14 protein-coding genes and 1 pseudogene are annotated in these 20,509 nt (G+C 44.4%); 13 read left to right on the forward strand and 2 right to left on the reverse strand.

The annotated features are described in order from the left end of the window. Positions 1 to 164 precede the first annotated feature (164 nt). From AC27K1_RS11415 to AC27K1_RS11455, 9 genes are all read left to right on the forward strand, one after another. Complete coding sequence (locus AC27K1_RS11415; protein WP_487150673.1) at positions 165 to 662, forward strand: hypothetical protein; 498 nt, start codon at positions 165 to 167, stop codon at positions 660 to 662. A 46-nt stretch (positions 663 to 708) separates the two neighbouring features. Beyond that, the gene (locus AC27K1_RS11420) at positions 709 to 924 is read left to right on the forward strand and encodes a hypothetical protein (RefSeq protein WP_487150675.1); all 216 of its coding nucleotides are present in this window, start codon (positions 709 to 711) and stop codon (positions 922 to 924) included. Between the two features lie 117 nt (positions 925 to 1,041). Further along, complete coding sequence (locus AC27K1_RS11425) at positions 1,042 to 1,794, forward strand: class I SAM-dependent DNA methyltransferase (protein ID WP_487150676.1); 753 nt, start codon at positions 1,042 to 1,044, stop codon at positions 1,792 to 1,794. Between the two features lie 1,034 nt (positions 1,795 to 2,828). Further along, positions 2,829 to 4,094 carry a Rid family hydrolase gene (locus AC27K1_RS11430; protein ID WP_487150678.1) on the forward strand — a complete coding sequence of 422 codons (1,266 nt, stop codon included), beginning with the start codon at positions 2,829 to 2,831 and terminating at the stop codon, positions 4,092 to 4,094. A gap of 607 nt (positions 4,095 to 4,701) precedes the next feature. Beyond that, positions 4,702 to 5,904 (forward strand): alanine racemase, encoded by a 1,203-nt coding sequence (gene alr, locus AC27K1_RS11435; RefSeq protein ID WP_487150680.1) that lies wholly within the window; start codon positions 4,702 to 4,704, stop codon positions 5,902 to 5,904. 798 nt (positions 5,905 to 6,702) lie between these two features. Then, on the forward strand, positions 6,703 to 8,766 hold the full coding sequence (locus tag AC27K1_RS11440) for a hypothetical protein (protein ID WP_487150681.1): 2,064 nt from the start codon (positions 6,703 to 6,705) through the stop codon (positions 8,764 to 8,766). 185 nt (positions 8,767 to 8,951) lie between these two features. Further along, complete coding sequence (locus tag AC27K1_RS11445) at positions 8,952 to 10,538, forward strand: sialidase family protein (protein WP_487150683.1); 1,587 nt, start codon at positions 8,952 to 8,954, stop codon at positions 10,536 to 10,538. Between the two features lie 257 nt (positions 10,539 to 10,795). After that, on the forward strand, positions 10,796 to 11,893 hold the full coding sequence (locus AC27K1_RS11450; RefSeq protein ID WP_487150685.1) for a hypothetical protein: 1,098 nt from the start codon (positions 10,796 to 10,798) through the stop codon (positions 11,891 to 11,893). A 403-nt stretch (positions 11,894 to 12,296) separates the two neighbouring features. Next, the gene (locus tag AC27K1_RS11455) at positions 12,297 to 13,091 is read left to right on the forward strand and encodes a cysteine hydrolase family protein (protein WP_487150686.1); all 795 of its coding nucleotides are present in this window, start codon (positions 12,297 to 12,299) and stop codon (positions 13,089 to 13,091) included. A gap of 86 nt (positions 13,092 to 13,177) precedes the next feature. Here AC27K1_RS11455 and AC27K1_RS11460 read toward each other — a convergent pair. Then, positions 13,178 to 13,714: pseudogene (locus AC27K1_RS11460) on the reverse strand (methyltransferase domain-containing protein); the annotation flags it as partial. A gap of 235 nt (positions 13,715 to 13,949) precedes the next feature. On the opposite strand from AC27K1_RS11460, the gene AC27K1_RS11465 reads away from it, so the two are divergent. From AC27K1_RS11465 to AC27K1_RS11480, 4 genes are all read left to right on the forward strand, one after another. Next, entirely contained in the window at positions 13,950 to 15,419 is a 1,470-nt protein-coding gene (locus AC27K1_RS11465) for a hypothetical protein (RefSeq protein ID WP_487150688.1), read from the forward strand. Positions 15,420 to 15,805: 386 nt separating this feature from the next. Next, the gene (locus AC27K1_RS11470) at positions 15,806 to 16,756 is read left to right on the forward strand and encodes an NAD(P)H-dependent oxidoreductase (protein WP_487150690.1); all 951 of its coding nucleotides are present in this window, start codon (positions 15,806 to 15,808) and stop codon (positions 16,754 to 16,756) included. A 248-nt stretch (positions 16,757 to 17,004) separates the two neighbouring features. Continuing rightward, positions 17,005 to 17,610 (forward strand): LysE family translocator, encoded by a 606-nt coding sequence (locus AC27K1_RS11475; RefSeq protein ID WP_487150691.1) that lies wholly within the window; start codon positions 17,005 to 17,007, stop codon positions 17,608 to 17,610. A gap of 240 nt (positions 17,611 to 17,850) precedes the next feature. After that, positions 17,851 to 19,152, forward strand: a complete 1,302-nt coding sequence (locus AC27K1_RS11480) for a hemolysin family protein (RefSeq protein WP_487150692.1) — start codon at positions 17,851 to 17,853, stop codon at positions 19,150 to 19,152. Positions 19,153 to 19,384: 232 nt separating this feature from the next. On the opposite strand, the gene AC27K1_RS11485 is transcribed toward AC27K1_RS11480, so the two are convergent. Next, complete coding sequence (locus AC27K1_RS11485) at positions 19,385 to 20,476, reverse strand: hypothetical protein (RefSeq protein WP_487150694.1); 1,092 nt, start codon at positions 20,474 to 20,476, stop codon at positions 19,385 to 19,387. Positions 20,477 to 20,509 lie beyond the last annotated feature (33 nt).

Raw genomic sequence — 20,509 nt, forward strand, 5'->3', positions numbered from 1 at the left:
ATTCACGCGTGGTAAGTATATGGGCTTTAAATGACCTGATTTTCATTTTTTATATTTTAAGAATTGACAACGTCTAAAGTTATTACTAATTATGAACTGCTGTTCTTGATCTTTATATTAAAAAAACTGATGAGGATTATTTTAAATTGGTATGGTAATAAAACATGAAACCTTCACGTTTTGTACTGCTGCTTGGACTGGCCTGTTTGCCATCAGTGCACGCTGACTTAGCCAATAACCCCATGGATGAGGATACTCATGAACCGGTAGAGGTTACATGGAGAATGAACCGATGTGGCATCATTTTAGAGAATCGTTGTCCACAAATAAGTATCCATATAGATAAATCGTCGTATACAGCGTTAGGTATGCCTAAAAAAGCTGTCTATCATTATCAAACGATTAGTCACTATTTTACCAATGATCAGGTGGATGTGGATTCATTTGTTTATGATGAAAAAAAGAAGGAGTATTACCTTGTAAAAACTGGACCGGAAACGAGTACTGGATTCCACTACAGCCTATACAAAGTTTGTCTTCGGAAAGAGGACAGCGGCGGCTCAGATAATTGTGAAAGCGCATCGTTGGATGCTAGAGGTTATCAAGATCATACCCTGCATCAAACGCTTTACTTCAAGCCGCTTGCAGACGTTGTTCAATAAATACCTGAGCCCCGCAGGTTTTGCGGGCAATGTCCTGAAGAAATAGATGAAGATTGAGGTTTTCTTATCAGGAAGCGAATGTAAGCCTTATGGCCTGCTGGATGATACCAGCATTTCCCGTCATACCGGTTTCGCCGGTATGACGGGATCGTTAACCCAAATTATCCAAAGGCGAGCCAATGGTAACGGGGTAGGGCTATATCCGAAATTACGTCAGTCGTTGTATAAACCGAAGAAAAATGCGCTCATTTCTGACCAATGAGTTCATCACTGCCACAGAGAGCAACCCGCTACATGACACCGTGCTGTGATATTGGGCTTCGCAAAAATGGGTAATTGTTATAGTATGCGCCACCCTCAATTTTCCAGGTAAATCCGTTTGGTTACTCCGCCATCCAATGCTTTATATACTGACCTGTCTTGTTACTATGACTTAATGTGTGCAGATATTAATTACAAGGCACAAAGTGACTATGTAAACAGGTTGCATCAACTATTCGGTAATAAAGGCAACCACCATCTGGATCTTGCCTGTGGTACCGGGCCCCATATTCGATATTTTATCGATAACGGCTACCAATGTAGTGGTCTGGATATTAATCAGCCCATGCTTGATCTGGCCCGGATGCGCTGTCCTGAAGCCCATTTTATTTTGCACAATATGTGTGATTTCACGGTCGCACAGCCTGTAGATATTATTACCTGCTTTCTTTATTCGATTCACTACAGTGAGGGTGTTGAAAAGCTGAAAACCTGTATTGCCAGTGTCTATGCCGCATTAAAAGAAGGAGGGGTATTTTGTTTCAATGCGGTGGAAAAAAATCAGATAAACAACCACTCTGTTGTCAGGCATACCGCTGAGTATGACAATAGCCACTTTACTTTCAGCTCAGGCTGGAATTACTGTGGGAATGGTGAAAAACAATCGCTGAAACTCAGTATTCAAAAAACGACACAGCAGGTCACTGAGTTATGGCACGATGAACACCCGATGGTGGCGGTCAGCTTCAATGAACTGCAAGCGTTGCTGGCTCCCTGCTTTGATGTTTATATGTTTGAGCATGATTATGACAAAATCCTGCCCTGGGACGGGTGCTCAGGCAATGCCATCTTTATTTGCGTAAAAAAGTAAGGTCACGGTAAGTTCTGCAGGGTTATTCGCTTGTCACCGGATACACTTCTCTGTCGTTATACACTATCTGTTGATCAGGCAGAGACAGTGACGTGCGTTCGGAACGGGTTTTCTGGATTGTTTGCAGAGCATCCAAGCCTGACATTCGCTGGATGGCATACAGGCACCCAGTCTGCGCCTGAATCAGAACTCACCCACTTGCATCGAGTTAAGGCTGTAAACATCCCTTTTTTAGTGGCATTTTTTTATTTCGTTCTCCGTTTGACTCAGTGTCAGTCGGAGAACGCCAATGCAGAATGCCCCAGGTTTTGGGGATGATTACCCATTGAGCATTAAGCGACCAAAGTCATATCGTTCCTGGTTGTGGCTGTTCAGTTGGTGAGTATCCCGTTGTTTGTGACAGGGCAATGCAGGCTGACAGGTGTTAGACAGCGTTTGGACAACCTCCTGAGATGGAAGACGCACTGTTCTATGCGACCATGACGTCGCAGGTATCACGCCTGGCATTCAGTCAGTGCCAAAGCCCGGATGCTGGCCGATAACCCCCGTATCCGTCAGTAGTCAGGGCGGTGAATCTATGATTTCTTGAATGTTGAGTTGGAAAATGCTGCTCTGGCAGATGTCCATTTTTACTGCTTCAGATCAATTACTTGAAAGGACGACATTTGTATTCTATATCTATGTCTCGCGGTTTTTATATCTAAATCGTTTCAGGCTCGTTCACATGTGAATTCACGTAACAAGGTATGCGTATGATTTCCTCCCGATAGAATGGGTGCCTCCCTATATTTGTTTTTTGAATATACCTTTCTTGCGTAGCGCCTGTCGATTGCGTGGGTTCCTGTGTATTTCACGATGATTCCTGTTGCAGTAATACGCTGCATAAGGAATGCATTCCTGTGGATTCTGTGGCAAGGCTTTTTGTGACGCCAGGCGTAGAAGCCCTGGGGTATGTCCTGTGACGCTTTAATAACCAGACAATGCCAAAGCGTTGAATCTGTACTTTATACCATTTCGAATAGGAGAAATATCGAATGAGTGGCGATATTATCAAGGTTTCAAGAAATACAGAAAATGCACCTATCAGCCCTGTTTCTACACAAACAGTGGCGTTCTCCCATTATAATAATATTTCCGCGCAATTGCCGGTTGATCCAGGAACGGGTGACATTGTAGCGGGCGGTATTAAAGAGCAGGCTGCGCAGTGTCTGGCCAATATTAAAGCCATTGTCGAAAGTATCGACCACGTGATGGATGATGTTGTTAAGATCAACGTATTCCTCAAGAATATCGCTGATATTGACGCTGTTGATGAAGTGTATTCAACCTTCTTCCAAAATTATTTCCCGACTCGTACGACTCTCGCCGTTGCCGCTTTACCTCTGGAAGGTGCACTGGTTCAAATTGACGCCATTATTTCAAACGGTGAAGGTACGCCTTCCCAGGCGCCTTGCGATCTCGTAAAAGTAGCCAAAAACACAGAAAATGCGCCGATGAGCCCTGTGTCTACACAGACTGTCGCTTTTTCTCATTACAACAATATTTCCGCTCAATTACCGATCGATCCCAAGACCGGTAAAATGGTTGCCGGTGGTGTTAAAGAGCAGACCGCTCAGTGCCTGAGAAATATCAAGAACATCCTGGAAAGCATCGACGTACCGTTTGACGATATCGTCAAAATCAATGTCTTCCTGAAAGACGCTGCTGATATTGACGCCGTCAACGAAGTCTACACCACGTTCTTCCCGGATTCCGCCATCGCCAGAACCGTAGGCTATGTACCTGCGCGTTCAACCGTAGCCACTTCAGGATTGCCTATGGATGCGCTGGTACAGATTGATGCTGTTGTGTCCCACGGCGACGGTACCCCTCCGCAGGAAGTGGAAGACCGTCATGGCATCGTTATCAAAGCCAACAACACTGACAATGCGCCCAAGAGTCCTTTCTATACTCAGACTGTCGCATTCTCCCATTACAACCACATTGCCGCTCAATTGCCGGTAGATCCCAAAACCAGCAAGCTGGTTGATGGCGGCGCCAAAGAGCAGGCTGGACAGTGTCTGAACAACATCAAGGCCATTGTAGAAAGCATCGGCCACGTGATGGATGATGTTGTTAAAATCAATGTCCAGGTTAAAAATATCGCGGATGTTGAAGCTGTAAACGAAATTTACACAACCTTCTTTAAGCGTGACCTGCCTGCAAGAACCACCATTGGCGTTGCAGCGATTCCTATGGATGCACTGGTACAAATCGATGCCGTTATTTCTAACGGTGAAGGTACCCCGCCTAACGCATAATGGGTAGTTGATTCCCGCTATGTCGTTCTCTAGTCTTTGCAGGCTGAATGCAGCTTGCAAAGACTTTAATGACCAGAAAAGAAATTGCCTCTGTTTTAAGATACGTGGTTCCGTCTGGTAATACTTTTTCTTCTGAAACTCCGATCAGTAATCGAAACTTCATTTATTTCTGATTAAACGTTGTCTATTGCTCAATAGTCCGTTGATTATTTTCTCAAGGTTTCGCCTTTTTCGCTTGCCTGTATTAACAGGCAAATCATGATCAGCCCCATTCCAAACCCGCCGGCCGGTGAACCTGTTTCTCCAGCAATGCGTACTGCCAAGGTGTGTGTTTATGGTACTTACGTCCCTTTTATGATGTAAATCAAACCTGCCAATAACGTGTTGTGGTTGAATCAGCGCAGGTCGTAAAACCCGCATCTTGCTGCGTTAATTTCCTGACCGTACGACACCAGGGGTGAGTCATGGTTGGGCCTGTTCTGATACCCGCAGATCACTGCGAGGTAATCCATTAAACGCTATGCATCGGTGATTCTGAGAAGTGGCCCCGGAATAATCATCTGGCTGCTTTTTGTTGTGCTTTATTTTTAATAATGGATGTTGATTAATGTTCAAACACAGCGTCTTATGTGCAGCGATTGCTACTGCCTTGTTTTCAATGCAAGCCCAGGCCGCGCCTGAAATTTCAGCCCAGAAAATTGATTACGCAACCGCTGTCTCATCAAACAGCTGGCTTGAGATCAATCTGACTCAATTCCAGAAGAACATTGATGACGTTAAAGCAAAAGTCCAGCCAGACACCAAAATCTGCGCCATCATGAAGGCCGATGCCTACGGCAATGGTATAGCGGGTTTGATGCCTACTATTTTAGAAAATGATATTCCGTGCATTGGTGTGACCAGCAATTCTGAATTGTTTGTCGTGCGGGAAAAAGGCTTTACCGGGGCATTGGCCCGGGTGCGTTCTGCACCGATTGCTGAAATTGAAAAAACCATTGGTTTGAATGTAGAAGAACTGGTGGGTGATATTGATCATGCCCGCCAATTGGGCGAGCTTGCCAAAAAATACGATAAAACCATTAAAGTGCACCTGGCGCTTAACCATGGTGGTATGAGCCGTAATGGTACCGACAGTATCGAAGAAGCTGTTCAAATTGCGCAAGTGCCAGGCATTGAAGTGGTGGGCATTATGACTCACTTCCCCAGCTACGACCGACAGGATGTACTGACCAAGGCCAAAGCCTTTGAAAAGGATGCATTGGCGATTATCAGGCAGGCGGGATTGAAGCGTGAAGATGTAACCATTCATGCAGGCAACTCGTTTGTGACATTGAATGTACCTGAAGCCCACTTTGATATGGTGCGCCCTGGCGGTGTGTTGTATGGTGATCAGCCGACGAATCCTGAATTCCTGCCCATCTTCTCGTTCAAGACCAAGATTGCATCGCTGATGGATTTCCCCAGGGATGCCACGGTTGGCTACGATTCAACGGTCAAGCTGACGCGAGATTCTGTATTGGCGAACCTGCCCGTTGGTTACAGTGATTCCTATCCTCGCAAGATGGGTAATAACGCTGACGTACTGATCAACGGCAAGCGCGCCAAGGTCAAGGGCGTGATCTCCATGAACACCACCATGATTGACGTGACGGATATCGAAGGGGTTAAAGCCGGTGATGAAGTCGTCTTGTTTGGCGTACAAAAGAAAGACGCTATTCTGGGATCAGAGTGGGAGAAGCATGCGGATGTGATCCTTCCGGAAATCTATACCCAGTGGGGACAAACCAACGACAAGGTTTATGTTAACTAAGCAGGGTATGAATCAGCTTTGGGCTGTTAATACACTGTGATCTGATATGTCCTGCAAGAGGCGCTGGTACGAAGCGTTACCGGTGCCTCTGACTGTAAAATAAGCTGTTGTTGATCAAAGTGATTCCACCCTTATCGAGAGCATCAAAAAAATCAGAACCGTATAGCGCGATCAGGCTGGATTCATGTTGAGTTGTGGCTAATCGTGATCATGGACGTTTACGTTCATGGATGTCCTGTTCTCTCATTTTCCATCCAATTTGCATTACGCATGTAAATGCCCCGACTACATCCCACCGGATATCTGATCTTTTCGTCATACGTTGAGTATGTTTTAGTACTGGTTCCTGTCCATTTGTGAAATAGTTCATTGAGTTGCAGATCTGCCCGCGAAAGAAGAAGCGGTGAGTAATAGCATTAATATGGCCTATTTCCTGTGTAGGAAGTCTCCGTTCTGAAATGATTGTTGCCTGTCAAAAGGGATAAAATGAAAAGTATGGGCCGGCTTGCAGTGCTTGCGGAATTAACGGATCAAAACAGACTTACCTAATCAACACCCAATCGCTATGTGATGGATTCTGGATCATGTTCGGGATGCCGTTGCATAGTGATTCAATTTTGTTGGGGGTACAAATGCGCTAATCAATAGGTTATTTAAATTTACAATATTGCTCAATTAATAGGATTCTTTAACAAAGGTTGAAACAAAATTCGCGTATTGCAGTCAATGCAAGAAGTACTTGCTCGCCTGTGTTCAGACAGGCCGGTTTCTAATAATCGTTGTTCAAGGAATATTCTCATGGAAAGCAGGTTGACTTTACCTGTCGCCGCTAAGGAGACATCGCCGCCGTCAGGGGAAACCCGAAAAAAATCCGATAGTAAGGAGTCGTTGGAAACTCCGGTTTCACAGGTAAGTGCCGAGTCTCCATTAACCAGTACGGCCTCGCCATTATCGGCTCGATCGGTAAGGAAAAAGGTTGCATCAGAAACCGTTCATAAAAAAGCTAAAGATGTAAGGAAGCAAGAAAAAACGGAAGCGACATCGACTCATACAAAAAGCCGACGTGAAAAACCAGTACGATTTTTCAGCCAGTACCAGGAGCGTCGTCAATTTAACCAATTGAAAAAAATACAACGTATAGAGGAGATTCGCAGGGTTCGAGAGAAACGTATAGAAAAACGTATGCCGAGTTACATGGCATATGAGGCTGCAGAGAAAGCAATGTTAGCCGGTAACTATGCGGAAGCAATAAATAAGTGTAGTGATGTATTGGAATTTTTAATTAAAGATCCTAATCGTATTCTGTTAGGCTTAACAGCCAATATAATGTCCTTGAGTTTGGCATCTAGTGGTGATTATTTCGGGGCGTTACAGTACTTTGAAATATATAAAAAGCATGTGATGGGGTTTAGTCCAGCAACTATGATTTTGTTTACATTACTTTATCTTGGAATAGATAATTTTGGCATTGGTGGTATTCCTAAGGCTGCACCCATCACTTTTCCCGATTTCAACCCGAGGAAAGCCAAAAGAAATCTGCTCCTGTCAGTAAGAAATGAAAATGATTGTGAAAGATGGACTAGATTGATAAAAGCAGGCGCACCATTTGATCCTCTCTTTAAGGTAATACAAAAAATTGATAAAGAAAAAGCGCCAGATATAACAGAAGATATTGCTTCGCTTCAAAGGCTGGAGCCAAACTCTATTAATGGTGATATGCTGCGTTGTATTGCATGCCTGAAATGTATTGAGACTGGTCATGTGGCACTGGCCGAAAAAACCTTAAGTAGCATGCAGTTTGAAATATTCAATCATATTAAACAGTATTTATCAGCGCTATGCGCAAAGGAAAAACAAAAGTTTCAGGAAGCCTTTGATGCTTATCAAAGTATCTATAAAAAGGATAAACCCATCTTTAAAGATTTTGCTGAGCTGTGTATTGAAATGGGAAATTATGAAAAGGTTATTGAAATATACTTTGCCGCTGAAGCATACTTTGAAAGTAACGGATATCATAGTGAAGCAGCATATTATAGAAAGTGTGCTTACTTTGAAAATCATAGATATGAAAAGCACTTAAAGGAGGAACAAAGGAAAAAGGAAGAACAGAGGGTAAGGGAGGAAGAGCGAGAAAAAAGAATTCAGCAAAAGGAAATGGAGGAAAGGAAACGTCAAGAAGCAGGCCCTGAGAAAGTGACAGAAAAAGTTCCAGAGTCGGTTTCTGAGGAAGCGGCAGAGAAGATGGATCAACTGTCGTTGTCCGAAACAGGAACGTCAATAAAAGGGGCCAAGAAAAAACGTAAAGGAAAAGGGAAAAAGAAGTCTAAAGAACAGCGTGCAGATGACTGTTTTTATCGAATCAACGAAAAAATAGATATGTTAAAGTTTGGGGTAGGGGAGATTGATGATGATGAAATAACCATGGAAATAGAAGAAGCTCTTCGTCAATTTCCAGGAAATAAGTGGATTTTACATACTGCAGGATGGTGGTTTTATGAAATTGGCCTTGAAAAAAGGTCCAAGGGGTGTCTGCTTAAAGGTTTGAATTCAGTATTACCCAGTACGTTTACATATGCGTTGGAGGATGCTTTGCATAACGAGGCGATATTGATAAACAAAATCATAGAATTCGTAAAGCGTCTAGAAGATCAGGGAGAGTTCATTGCAGATGATTTTACTGCCAGGGATATAGCTTCTTTTCTGAGTGCATATGCTTACCATCCGGCATCCAAAAACCTCTATGGTAAAGCCCGTGCACTTAGGCAATTGGCTGACAGGCTGGACGCTCGTCGACTAAAGAAAGTCTCGGAATGGCAGCCGTTAAAATACAAACTTGGCATGGTTAGCCCCAGAGTAAATTAACAACAAAAAATATGAAATGCTGTATTCAGTGAGACTGGTCCGGAAAATCGGCTGACAAATGATCTGCAATACGACTATTGGCTAAAACGAACCGTCGAACTTCACTGTATTTTGACGGTCTGATTAAGTAGGAACGAACAAGTAATAGCTTGTCATACAAGGCTGTTGATTCAAGGAATGAGTTTATGGCAAGTGTGCAGAACAGCTCCCCCAAGAATGTAACCGCGAAGCTGGAGAGCGGGACCGTAGAGGGCAGGACATCCGCTCCCGGAAAGGTTTCTTTTGGGCAGAGGTTTGTCGCTGCCTGGCGTCGTCTGGCCCGGTTCTTTGAGCATCTATGGCTTTGTCTCTGCTGTAATACGAGGCTGAAGGCCAGAAAGGTTACGATCGAAACGCCGCAGAATACGCCTGGTCTCAACCAGAGCGTTTCGTCAGACTCTGACATTCTGGCGAGTGAACTGAAGTCAGGCGGTTATCGTTCTGAACACAACCCTGTCATTTTCGGTTCGGCGGTTGATGACCGATACCGCATTCCCTCGATGGCAAAGCTGGATGAAGACCGGCTCGTATTTTTTGCTGAGCGCCGCTATAACCCGATCGCCTTCAACGATTTCAAATCCCAGAACATTGTGATGCGAACCCTGGATCGAAGAACGGGAGAGCTGAGTGAGGAACGTACGATCTTTTTCAGCAAGGATGCACCGGGCGCCAGTGAGGACTCGTGGTTACATAAGCACTGCCTGATGAATCCGGTGCCGGTCTATGACGAACAGGACGGCGTGCTGCACCTCTTCTACAATCACATCGTCAGTGTCCGGCCAGGGCGCACACTGCGCAGGATCGCCGTCATGCATGCAACCAGCAAGGATGGCGGTAAACACTGGAGCAACCCCGAGGAACTCTATTCGTCAGACAAGGGTGACGATCAATCCTTTATTGTTGGTCCCGGGCGGGCGCTCCAGATACCTGGGGGGCAACCCAATGCCGGACGCATACTGGTTCCCCTGCACACCCGAGTGTTAAACGGCAACGCTTCTCCTGTCGATGGGGGCGACGGAAAGCCTGCTGTCAGCAACGGCCAGTTCCGGGTGGCTTATCTCGACAGGAACGACGGTAGTCGCTGGCAGCTGTCGGATAGCCTGGAAACAGGCATCCCGGGCGTGTGCTTCACCGAGAAGCAGATTGTTCCTGTCAAAGGCCGGCTGCACATGTTTTCCCGACTGGGCGGCAGTCATGAATATCGCGGAACCGGCCTGGCGTACAGTGATGACGGTGGAAAAACCTGGTTGCCAGGATTCAATGAGCATGGGCCAAAAGACGAAAACGGGAATCCCGTTGCCGTTACCGGTCGCTTCCTCACGCCAACGCAGTCCGGGCTGACTACCGATGGCAACGACATTTTCTATGCAACCACTGTCTATCACTGCAACAGCAAGGATATCATCAGGCGTCGTGGGGCCTGGGTGCATTGTATTGAGCCTGAAAACATGCGAGGTAGTGATCCCGGCGACTCCCCGGTGACCCGTGTGCAGCCACTGACCCTTTCCGGATGTTCCAATATCGATATGCTTTACCTGGGGCAAAACAGGTTAGGGATACTCTGGGAAGAGGTCAGGTCCTGGCGCCTGATCAAGCGAATCAGGGAGATCCGCTATACCGAGCTGGATACCCGGGATTTTCGAGCAACCCGTTTCTGGAAGGAAAAGGGCTTTAATTATTTCAGGATTCGTAATGATTCAGACGATCTGCTCAACCCAAATGTTGCGCTGTAAAACAATAAAAATTTCATAAATTTCATCATTCCGGCAGGAAATCACTAACATTCTTTTGAAAGGTGATCAACAGATCACTTATTCATCTTATGTTTTGCTCTTTAATGGGTTTTTTATTTGCCTTGTTTTTCACTGCGAACATTATCATGTCTTGTTCAGTAACCTAAAACGTTAACAGGGTTGTATAAATTGTTAGTGATGTTTTTCTTTCTGGAAGTAATGATTTAAATCCATTTTTCTTTAATTTGGAGGTTGTTATGGAAGCTGTTAGTTCAGGTCAAAATGTATCGAAAGCACAAAGTGCTGATAATGATAATACGCAAGCAGCAGGTGTGTCCAGGTTGTGGGGGAGATTTAACGTATCACCAAAACAAGCTATGTGTCTACTCGGTGGGGTTATTGCTTCTGCAATGGTTTGTAAAATGTTTGGTTTCAATAACTTTTTAAGGAGCGTAGGTGTCTTAATCCCCGTCAGTTTTTTAACTCACAAGCTCCGTGAGTATATGTTAAAAGAAAGTGATGCTTTACCGGTTTTGGAAGATATCAAGAAAGATGATGCTTCATTAGCTTTGGAAAACAAGCAGGACACTAATTCTTTATTGGATTGGGGACAGAGACTGGATGACGAATGCTTTAAGCTCGAAGGATCGCAAGCTTGCAAGGCTGCAGGCTCTGAAGATAAGCTGCAGAAAGCTTTTGGCAATAAGGATATTGCTTTGAATAAAACGTTAAATCCTAAGATTAGGGTGTCCATAACCGGTGCATGGATGGAAGGTGTAGCAATACCTTTTACACAAGGTTTTTACGATAGGTCGAAAGAGTACTATGACGAAATTACACAGGTAGAAAGACCCTATACATACACTATAATCACTGAACTTGAGCGTTTGACAGAATTTGCTCATAAATGTGAGATAAAGCCTGATCCTCAGGAAGGATTAACAATAACGCCGATCGGCGAACAGCATTTTATTCAAGGCGGCGATGATGAAAGATCACAAGTGATTTATCAGTATATTGGTATTCGTCGTCCTAAGAAAGAAGACGGAAATGACGATCTTGATAAAAAAATCATTAGAAGTGAAACTTTCGATGCTATTGTCAGTGAAATGAAAGAAACAGATAGAGCTCTTATGTTTTCTCGATTTAAGAATGATAATGATGCATTCACTTTCGGTTTTAAAGTGAATAAAGATAAAAATATTGTGACCTTCTTTGAACCATGTCACGGTGAACAAGTATTGCCTCTTGCACGATTTGGTAAATTTATGGAGAACATTTTCATGAATCCAGCATTCAAATTCACCAGGTGTTCACTTGTCACATTAGGGCCAGTTCACAGTGTTAAAGAATAGTCAGAAATATTGAAAGCCTATTTAGAAGGCAGAAAATGATATCCATATTTTTTAAAAAGAAAAAGGAAGTTCATATTTTGTGATATGCCGGCAGGAAGCCGGTATCTTTATAGCAGCCTATTAACCGACCGGTTATCGAAACTGTCTAATTAAAACCCCATCGCTGTGAGATGGCAGCCTGATCAAATTTAGGATGACAATAAGTATTACGTTTCAGGTGCCATATTTAACTCTTTCTCTATCAGATGTTAGCTGAATGCCATTCCAGCTTGAACTTACTGATAATTATCAGGTCACAGCAAATGTAAAAAATAGACGTTCTTTGGTGCATATTATACGTGCAAAATGCAGATTGTTTATGGCCAGATTACTTATAACCTGGTGATGTGGTAAAGGAGCTACTATGATACCGGAAATTCGCAGTTCATCACTCAATAAGCAACAAAAACAGGAGGAAGCCACTAAAGCGACAGGCGCTTCAATCTCGAAACGAACAGGGATTGTACGTGGCGGAATGCCTTGTGACAGCATACCATCAGGCAGGGTGGATACACCTGTTTCTCAACGCAAAGTCTGTATTCATTTTAATGAAGATTTAGTTCCGGGAGGGCCTTCTGCAATAAGGCCTGATTGTAAAGAATATACGCCTGATACCAATAAATCACTTTTTGGTGAAGTTGATAGGGCTATAGGGAAAGGCATAAAATTTACCGCCTGTTTAGTTGATCTTTCGTATAATGCATATATTGAAAATATTAAAATCCTTGTTGATTTTTGTGCTGCAAGAGGTATACCTGTTTTGATTTTTAAACTTGAATCTGTGGCGGCCAGAAAACACAGGAAGGGTGAAGAAAAACTGTTGGATCATATGTTTGATCCGAAAATACCGACAATAATAAAGCAAACCTATTCAATATTTTCTACGCCGGAGACTCATTCTCAATTGGGTGAGCTTAAACCAGACGCTTTGATTATCGCGGGAGAAGCCGCTAACTGCTGCATAAGAGCATCAATGTATGGAATAAAAGAGGGAACGGATTATTTTCAAGAACATGGCGAAGAATATGGAGCCGTTGAGTATGGATACAGCGTTTATTCCCAGCAAGAGGTAATAAATTATGATGCCAGTGACCTAAAAGCAGAAAACTTGTTTATGTTTAAACAACTTGAAGATAGAAGAAAATGTTTGATCTTTTAGGCAATCCACGAAGCACATACCGCGTCTGTTGCGCATGTGCGTAACGATTCAAGTTTATGGATGATCAACCCTTCATTCAGCCAGGGTTACTTTTTTGCTGAGCCAATGAGTGCAGGCATCGGGACACGATAGTGTCCATCAGTAGAAACATATTTCTCCATTCCTTTTGCAACATCACTTGATATGGCTTGTTGAACGTCATGCGACTGTGCCGTTATCAGTGCCCGGGTTCGGACCGTTCCTTCCAGTATGGCCGCAAACAACGCTTGCGAGCCTGCCAGTTCCCATATCTGACCAACGCTGTCTGTGGATGGTTCAAAAAAACCTGCTTCAATCAGGGCGCAGGTGAGCTTTTCAGGATCACTAAACTGGAAGAAATCAGGCCCGGGGGGAAGACCAAGACCCATATCTGCATTTGCCAATATCGATCCGAAAAGTAACCCAAATCCATTGTTTGAATCGGGAGGCTCCCATAGGCTGATAGCCACACGTCCACCCGGTTTGAGCACCCGATGCATCTCGGACAATGCCTTACCAGGCTCTGGAATGTGAATAATGCCGAAGCCACAAGTGACGGCATCAAATGTGTTTTCGTTAAATGGTAGTGATTGGGCATCAAACTCGTGAAATTTATTCCTTGGACATTAGCGATAGAAGGTGCTTTCGGGTATCAGAGATGCTTATTAATCAAGAGTAAAGCTTATCTATATATCCTGATATAGCGGCTAAAGCTGACGAGTGAAAACTGATTGTCATCAAAATAAACCGAAATGTTATAAATTATTTAAGTAATAAAAAATAGAATGTTTAGTGTTATAGAAAATCTGCATATGCTCCAGATATACGAGCCCATCAAGAATGAATGTTTTTAACCTTTCCAGTAGAGCTACATCCCGTCAATCAAGTATTCATACAGAATCAGGAGCGAGCCTTTCCCGGAAAGAAAAAATAAAAACGCCCGATATTAAATCCAAAAATACTCAATACGATTATATAAAAAGCGCTGCGAGAGATGTTTTTACCCGGTTCATTACCTCAAAATGCACAGATGCTTTTATATCGCTTAGCTTATTGCCAAGACATAACACTCTGAAAGAAATCAGTGAAATACTTGGGATATGGTATGCCATCAAAAGTCTGATTCCCACTGATTCTGATGAGCGGATATTAGCCCTTGATGTTGGTGCGGGATTCAGTCCACGGCTGGGCGCGTGGGTAGCACTCAACACACCATGGCAAGTACTTGCTATCGACCCGGAGTTGAAACCGTCAATCTCACAGCTTCCTGCTAATCTAAGCACGCTTCCATGCCGTATCGAAGACTGCGACCTCTCAAAATACTATGATATCTCAAGGTGGCATGTAATAGTGATGATGATACATGCGCATGTATCGCTTGATAAAGTTTCATTAGCCCTGCGCGGTTGTCAGAAAGTCTCCATTGTTACTATTCCATGTTGTAACTACCTGAATCAGCAAATACACTTTAATGGCTCGCCCTGCAATATCGAATACAAAGACCGAAATATTTTATCGAGACATAACATATTGCGTGTCTGGAAACCACAACATGACCTTGACTCTAAAACAACAGAATCTTCATCTAAAGGTTCGCAGCCTAAAAAAACCAGCTTACTTTGCACCGAAGTAATGCCTAATGAAAAAAGAAAAGCAACAAACCACTATTCCCAAACAGCCAACACATATACTGAATACAACACGGTGTTAGCACATATCGACAGTTTTATTTCAGACTGGGAAAGGCATTTCTTTCAACAATCAAAAAGCATGCTTAAGGTTAAGTCGTTCTACCCAAAAACCTGGTTGTTTAACAAGAAACGTATGGCTCAGGGAATCTCAAGAGCATCATGTCTTGAGCAATTCTGTAAAGAAACGCTCGATAAATTCAGGGAATTAGATAGGGAGCAAAAAAACAACATTCCACTCATTGTTATAGAAGAAGGTCGTCATCCACGATATGCCGGTTGGTTAGCCTGTAGCATGAAAAACCCTGTTATCGCACTGGAAAAGGTGAAGTATAAGAAACCTATTTCGCCGAAGTGGTATGAAATACCCAACCTGACGTTTTCTGCAAGAGGTGAACGAATTAGCCATTCACCTTATATTATCGTCATCACTGAAAATTGTTACACGCCGGATGCAGCGATCAATGAGTTTGGGAATGCCTCTTGCCTGGCAATGCTATTTAATTCAGATAAATGCTTCGATTTTATGAAAACGACACCTGACGAAAACAGACTTGTCTGGAACATGCTATCCCCCATGCGAAGATTCAGGATCTGGTATCCCTTCCAGTTAGGTCGTTAAATCAAGGCATTCACATAACCCACTGCTGCGGCCATCAAATAGAGGGCAGTGCGACGGTATGCTGCGATAGTAGGGAATAATGAGGGGATCAATCAGCCTTTCGTGGGGGCAGAGCACGGTTTTCCGAGTCTGAGCATTCAAAGGTGGGAGTAATAAAGACCTGAGATTTTTTTGAGGGGGGATTTGAGGGTATTGTAGTGATGCTTGGAGGCTGGTCCAAGTCATCGTTTCCGACTAGCTTTACCCAAGCCTCAGGTGTGTCTCTCCGGTTTACATCATCAGGCTTAATAAAACCGGAAAGCTGCACTGCTATTCGTTTCGCATCAGAAGGCAGGTAGCCTGCCTTTCCTCTTGCGAACATTTTCACAATCAAGGCTTAAGCTGTTATGAATAAAGTCCTTGTAATCTCTGGTCATCCCAACCTGGAAGAGTCTTACACCAACGCGGTGATTCTTGATGAACTTCAGCGCCGGGTTGAAGGTGTCAAAATCCATCAACTGTCCAGCCTTTACCCGGACTTTCGAGTTGATATTGAGGCCGAGCAGGCGGCTCTGGTGGCTGCAGATACCATCGTTTTCCAGTTTCCCTTCTACTGGTATTCGATGCCCGGCATTATGAAGCTGTGGGTGGACGAGGTATTCACCTTTAATTTTGCCTATGGTCCTGAAGGCGACAAACTGAAGGGAAAAAATCTGGTTCTGTCGTTTACCATCGGCGGCCCGAAGCAATCCTATCATCCACTGGGGTATAACCATTTTTCCATCGAACAGCTGTTGACCCCCATTGAGCAAACCGCCTACCTGGCCGGACTCAATTATCATCCGCCCATTTACAGCCATGGAATGATCTATATCCCGGAGGTTTACAACACCCGGGAAGCCGTAGAAGCCCGGGCCAGGGAGCAGGCTGACAGATTGATTCAGACCTTGCAGGCACTCACTGATGCCCGGGTTAAACAGGCGGCTATCCGGGACTTTACCCAGGGCTGGTTCCAGGCATTCGATCAACTGCCAGAAGATCCCGTAGGGTTTATCGAGCATATCGACGACTCGCTTCATCTGCAGGCCCCGGAGGGCACTTTCCGTGGTATTGATGGCTTTCACCAGTGGTACCAGATATTGCGCCAGAGCGTTAAGCCCGGCGCTACTCATCACCTGGAACGGGTCGATGTTGGTCACCTGGAAAAGGATCACTACCAGGTGGATATGCTGGTGCGGTTGGAAGCCGAGACCTTTAACAATGAAGCCATGAAACTCATGGTCAAGGAGGTATGGCGGGTCGCCATTGATGAGCAGAACCACGTTAAGGTGTTTGATTACCGGGTAGAACTGGTTTGAATAATCCCGGCCCGGATTAACCTTGAGGGAATCACACGAAACCTGGGATAAAAAGAGAATAGAACCCCCATTCATATATTTAATACTGGTGGGGGCTATTCATCAAAGCCAGTCTGGGAGGAAGTTTCAGACGCTGACGTATTTCGAAGGATTATGGCTTGTTGTGAATGATTTGGAACTAACGACCCGGGAATATGTCTTAGATTGGCGTGATTGAAGATGCCACAGTGCTAAGGGGTAAATTGGCGATGCTAGAAGTATGGGCGTATGCATTTGCAGTGATGTATTCACCGGGTCCTGTCAATTTACTGGGGCTGTACGGCGGGTTACATGGAAAGACAAGGCAGAATGTGGGTTACTTTGCCGGTGTCGGTGTGGCCATGTTGTTTCTGTTTTCGATGATGAGTCTGATGGGCGGGTCACTGGTTGATAAAAACTCTTTGCCTTTCGTCAGTATTCTGGGTTGCGGGTATATTCTCTATCTTGCCGGAAAATTGATGGTGGCAAGGGTCTCCCTGGCCAACCAGAACAAAAAAACGGACGTATTATCCCTTCGTAACGGCGTGCTTTTACAGATAGTCAATCCCAAAGCGATGATCGCAACGCTACCTATTGTGACAATCCAGTTTCCTGCCGCGGGCATTAGTGGTTACAAAAGCCTTGTGTGGATCGTCTTGTTGGCTATAGCTGCAGCGGGTGCACCGGCATCATACTCTATGATAGGAAGCCTGCTGGGTAGACGAATTGAAAAACCGGTATATTTCCGGGTGCTTAATATCACGATGGCAATATTGCTGGTCTACGTTGCCCTGGATATTGGTTTTAATCATGTCTACAGGCCGTGGTTTCAGTAGCGATATGACCTTTTAGTCTGTTGTAATCAGCAGTAGATGATATTTGGTGGGAAAAAACGACCAACAATACACAGAAAATCCCTTCGGGAACATAAGAGAAGACAGTCATTTATTAACGCATTAACCGGTTCTATAGTTTTGCTGAAACAACACGCTGTAAACTCTGCAGCGTCTGATAATGCCTATCAAACCGATTATGACAGCCTGGGTGCGGGTCAGCATGATTCAAGAGGTGTGTTCATGGATGTGCTGATACTCATTGCGCTTATCCTGCTCAATGGCGTGTTCGCCATGTCTGAAATTGCCCTGGTCTCCTCCCGCAAAAGCCGCCTTCAAAAGCTGGCTGACAAAGGCGATGCAGGGGCTGCCAGTGCGATCAGGCTGGGTGAAGAGCCGACGCGATTTCTCTCGACGGTACAGATCGGGATAACGGTCATCGGCCTGTTGAACGGTATCTATGGTGAAGCGGCATTGGCGGCGCCTCTTGCCGAGTATATGGTTACCTACGATATTTCAAGCAAAACGGCTTCCGCTGCCTCAACGGTAATTGTTGTTATCGCTATCACCTATTTATCCATTGTCGTTGGCGAACTGGTGCCTAAACGACTGGCGCAGCTCAACCCTGAACTGTTTGCCCGCATGATGGCACGTCCGTTAAGTCTTCTGGCTCTGCTGTCCAAGCCATTTGTCTCCCTGCTGGCCTGGTCAACGGATCTTATTCTGCGGTTGCTGGGCAAGCGCGGTGATGAGTCTGAAGAGAATATTATCGAAGAAGATATCATTGCCCTGATGGCCGAAGGGTCACGCAGCGGCGCCATAGAAGCGCAGGAGCGTGACATGGTGCGTAACGTTTTCCATCTGGATGACAGGAAAGTCTCCTCATTAATGACACCGCGCAGCGAGATGAAGGCCTTTGATCTTCGGAAATCCCTGGATGAAAACATACAGTGTCTTCTGGCGTGTGGGCATGAGCGTTTCCCGGTTATTGACGGGGATATGGATAATCCGCTCGGGGTGCTGTCAGCCAGGCAACTGTTGAATATCAAGTTTACGGGTATAAGGGATAACGAGGCGATTCTGACGGCTGCACAGCATCCGGTTTTTATTCCCGAGAGTTGGAGGGGGACACGACTCCTGGAGTTTTACCGGCAGTGCGATGATCACCTGGTCTTCGTTGTGGACGAGTATGGCGACCTGCAGGGAATGGTGACCCATGGTGACTTACTGGAGGCGTTGACGGGGGAGTTTAAATCCCATCTCCCCGAGGATAACTGGTCTGAGCAGCATTTGGATGGCAGCTGGACCATGGATGGACTGATACCGGTTTTCGTGCTCAGGGACCTGCTGGAGCTGGATACCTTACCCGATGAACATAAGCGTGGATACCACACACTGAGCGGTATGATGATGTGGTGCCTGGGCGACATGCCGAAGGTAGGTGAGTCGGTTGCGTGGGAAGGATGGCAATTCATTCTGCAGTCGGTGGAAGGTAACCGGCCTGAGAAAGTGTTTGTGAGACGAAGTGTGGGGGGCGGCGCTTAGGCATTTCGTATCGAGTGCGAACCTGTATTGAAAACACAAAATATGCCGTTCAATACGTCACTGATCCTATTCATGCCTGCCTTTTCCATCCACCTTTAGATGGTGTGGAATAAATGGCTCAACTGACTATCGGCAATGACAGTAGTCATTAGAATGCAAGCTAAAATTAACGTGTGTTTTAGTCGACCATAATTAACTCTTTAATAGGTGGTGACTAACATGATGTTGGAAGTTATTCAGTTTCAAGCTTTAACTGCAATTTGGTCAGTATGTTCAGTACAATATGGTTAGTAACAACATTATTTATTGGGTTTTCTGGAAAGCTCCAGATACCCACTTCATCATTACATAAATAATCATCGCAGGGAGGAACTACAACATCCATATACGTATAGGATGCGGGATCTTCATTAAAATCACAGTCTGGCGTTGGTAATGTATGATAGAATTTGTTTTGGTGATGTGTTTTCTCCGTTGGTTCGGGCATCATAGAATCCGAAATGAATCCGCTTGCCTCTTCTGTATCGAATATATTTTTTCCCGCTATTGTCAACAGATCTGGTTCATTATCTTTATGTTCACTCTCGAAATGGTCAGGATCATCTCTTTTAATCGCTGAGACCACATCAGCATTACCAGGTAGCAACATAAAAAAGCAGTAGTCAATTCCTTTAGACTCTAGATATTTTTCTAGATGTGGGATAACGATATGCATTGTATGATATGTGTAAATATCTCTTATGATAACAACCTTTTTCCCTTTTAAAGCGACCTTTTCAGGTATTATTTTATTAAAAACTGCATTTAATGAAATGTCTCTGTCACGTTCATTATCCTTTTTCAGGCATTCCTTAACAGATTTTGTTAGCCATTGGACCGGCCTTGGGATAACACTTTCTTGAAATTTTGAAGGTTCAAGAATATTTTTAAGGCATGCGTTAATCAACAGGTTTTGTCTACCAAGTGTTAATAATTTATGCTTATCCAGGGGGAATAAATTCAGGGCGGATTTGGCAAATATGCGTCTTTGCTCGATGCCCTTGCAGGGTATAGGCAGTTTTTCAATATGCTGTTTAGCATAATCTTCAGGTGATTTCAGCCTTTTATCAAGGGCTGTAGCCAACACTGCTAACGATTCTGATTCGTGTTCCAGTGGGATAAATGTCTCCAATTCATCGTCAAGACTCACACATTCATCGTCGTCTCGGTACACAATACGTTTGTCTTTGGTTACGCCCAATTCTTCTGTGTACCTTGTTCCTCGTTCAATGAAGTGGTTAATTTGGTCCAAAAAGTGTCTGGCGGTTTCGTTTGAAATCGGCATGTTATTTATATCCTTCTTACATTGTTTAGCTTT

This window comes from Kistimonas ophiarachnellae, from assembly GCF_057552235.1.

Coding starts and splice junctions, on each gene's coding strand:
- AC27K1_RS11455 (WP_487150686.1), top strand. CDS start 12,297: ATGATACCGGAAATTCGCAGTTCATCACTCAATAAGCAACAAAAACAG.
- AC27K1_RS11480 (WP_487150692.1), top strand. CDS start 17,851: ATGGATGTGCTGATACTCATTGCGCTTATCCTGCTCAATGGCGTGTTC.
- AC27K1_RS11475 (WP_487150691.1), top strand. CDS start 17,005: ATGCTAGAAGTATGGGCGTATGCATTTGCAGTGATGTATTCACCGGGT.
- AC27K1_RS11420 (WP_487150675.1), top strand. CDS start 709: ATGAAGATTGAGGTTTTCTTATCAGGAAGCGAATGTAAGCCTTATGGC.
- AC27K1_RS11440 (WP_487150681.1), top strand. CDS start 6,703: ATGGAAAGCAGGTTGACTTTACCTGTCGCCGCTAAGGAGACATCGCCG.
- AC27K1_RS11445 (WP_487150683.1), top strand. CDS start 8,952: ATGGCAAGTGTGCAGAACAGCTCCCCCAAGAATGTAACCGCGAAGCTG.
- AC27K1_RS11415 (WP_487150673.1), top strand. CDS start 165: ATGAAACCTTCACGTTTTGTACTGCTGCTTGGACTGGCCTGTTTGCCA.
- alr (WP_487150680.1), top strand. CDS start 4,702: ATGTTCAAACACAGCGTCTTATGTGCAGCGATTGCTACTGCCTTGTTT.
- AC27K1_RS11450 (WP_487150685.1), top strand. CDS start 10,796: ATGGAAGCTGTTAGTTCAGGTCAAAATGTATCGAAAGCACAAAGTGCT.
- AC27K1_RS11465 (WP_487150688.1), top strand. CDS start 13,950: ATGAATGTTTTTAACCTTTCCAGTAGAGCTACATCCCGTCAATCAAGT.
- AC27K1_RS11470 (WP_487150690.1), top strand. CDS start 15,806: ATGAATAAAGTCCTTGTAATCTCTGGTCATCCCAACCTGGAAGAGTCT.
- AC27K1_RS11485 (WP_487150694.1), bottom strand. CDS start 20,476: ATGCCGATTTCAAACGAAACCGCCAGACACTTTTTGGACCAAATTAAC.
- AC27K1_RS11430 (WP_487150678.1), top strand. CDS start 2,829: ATGAGTGGCGATATTATCAAGGTTTCAAGAAATACAGAAAATGCACCT.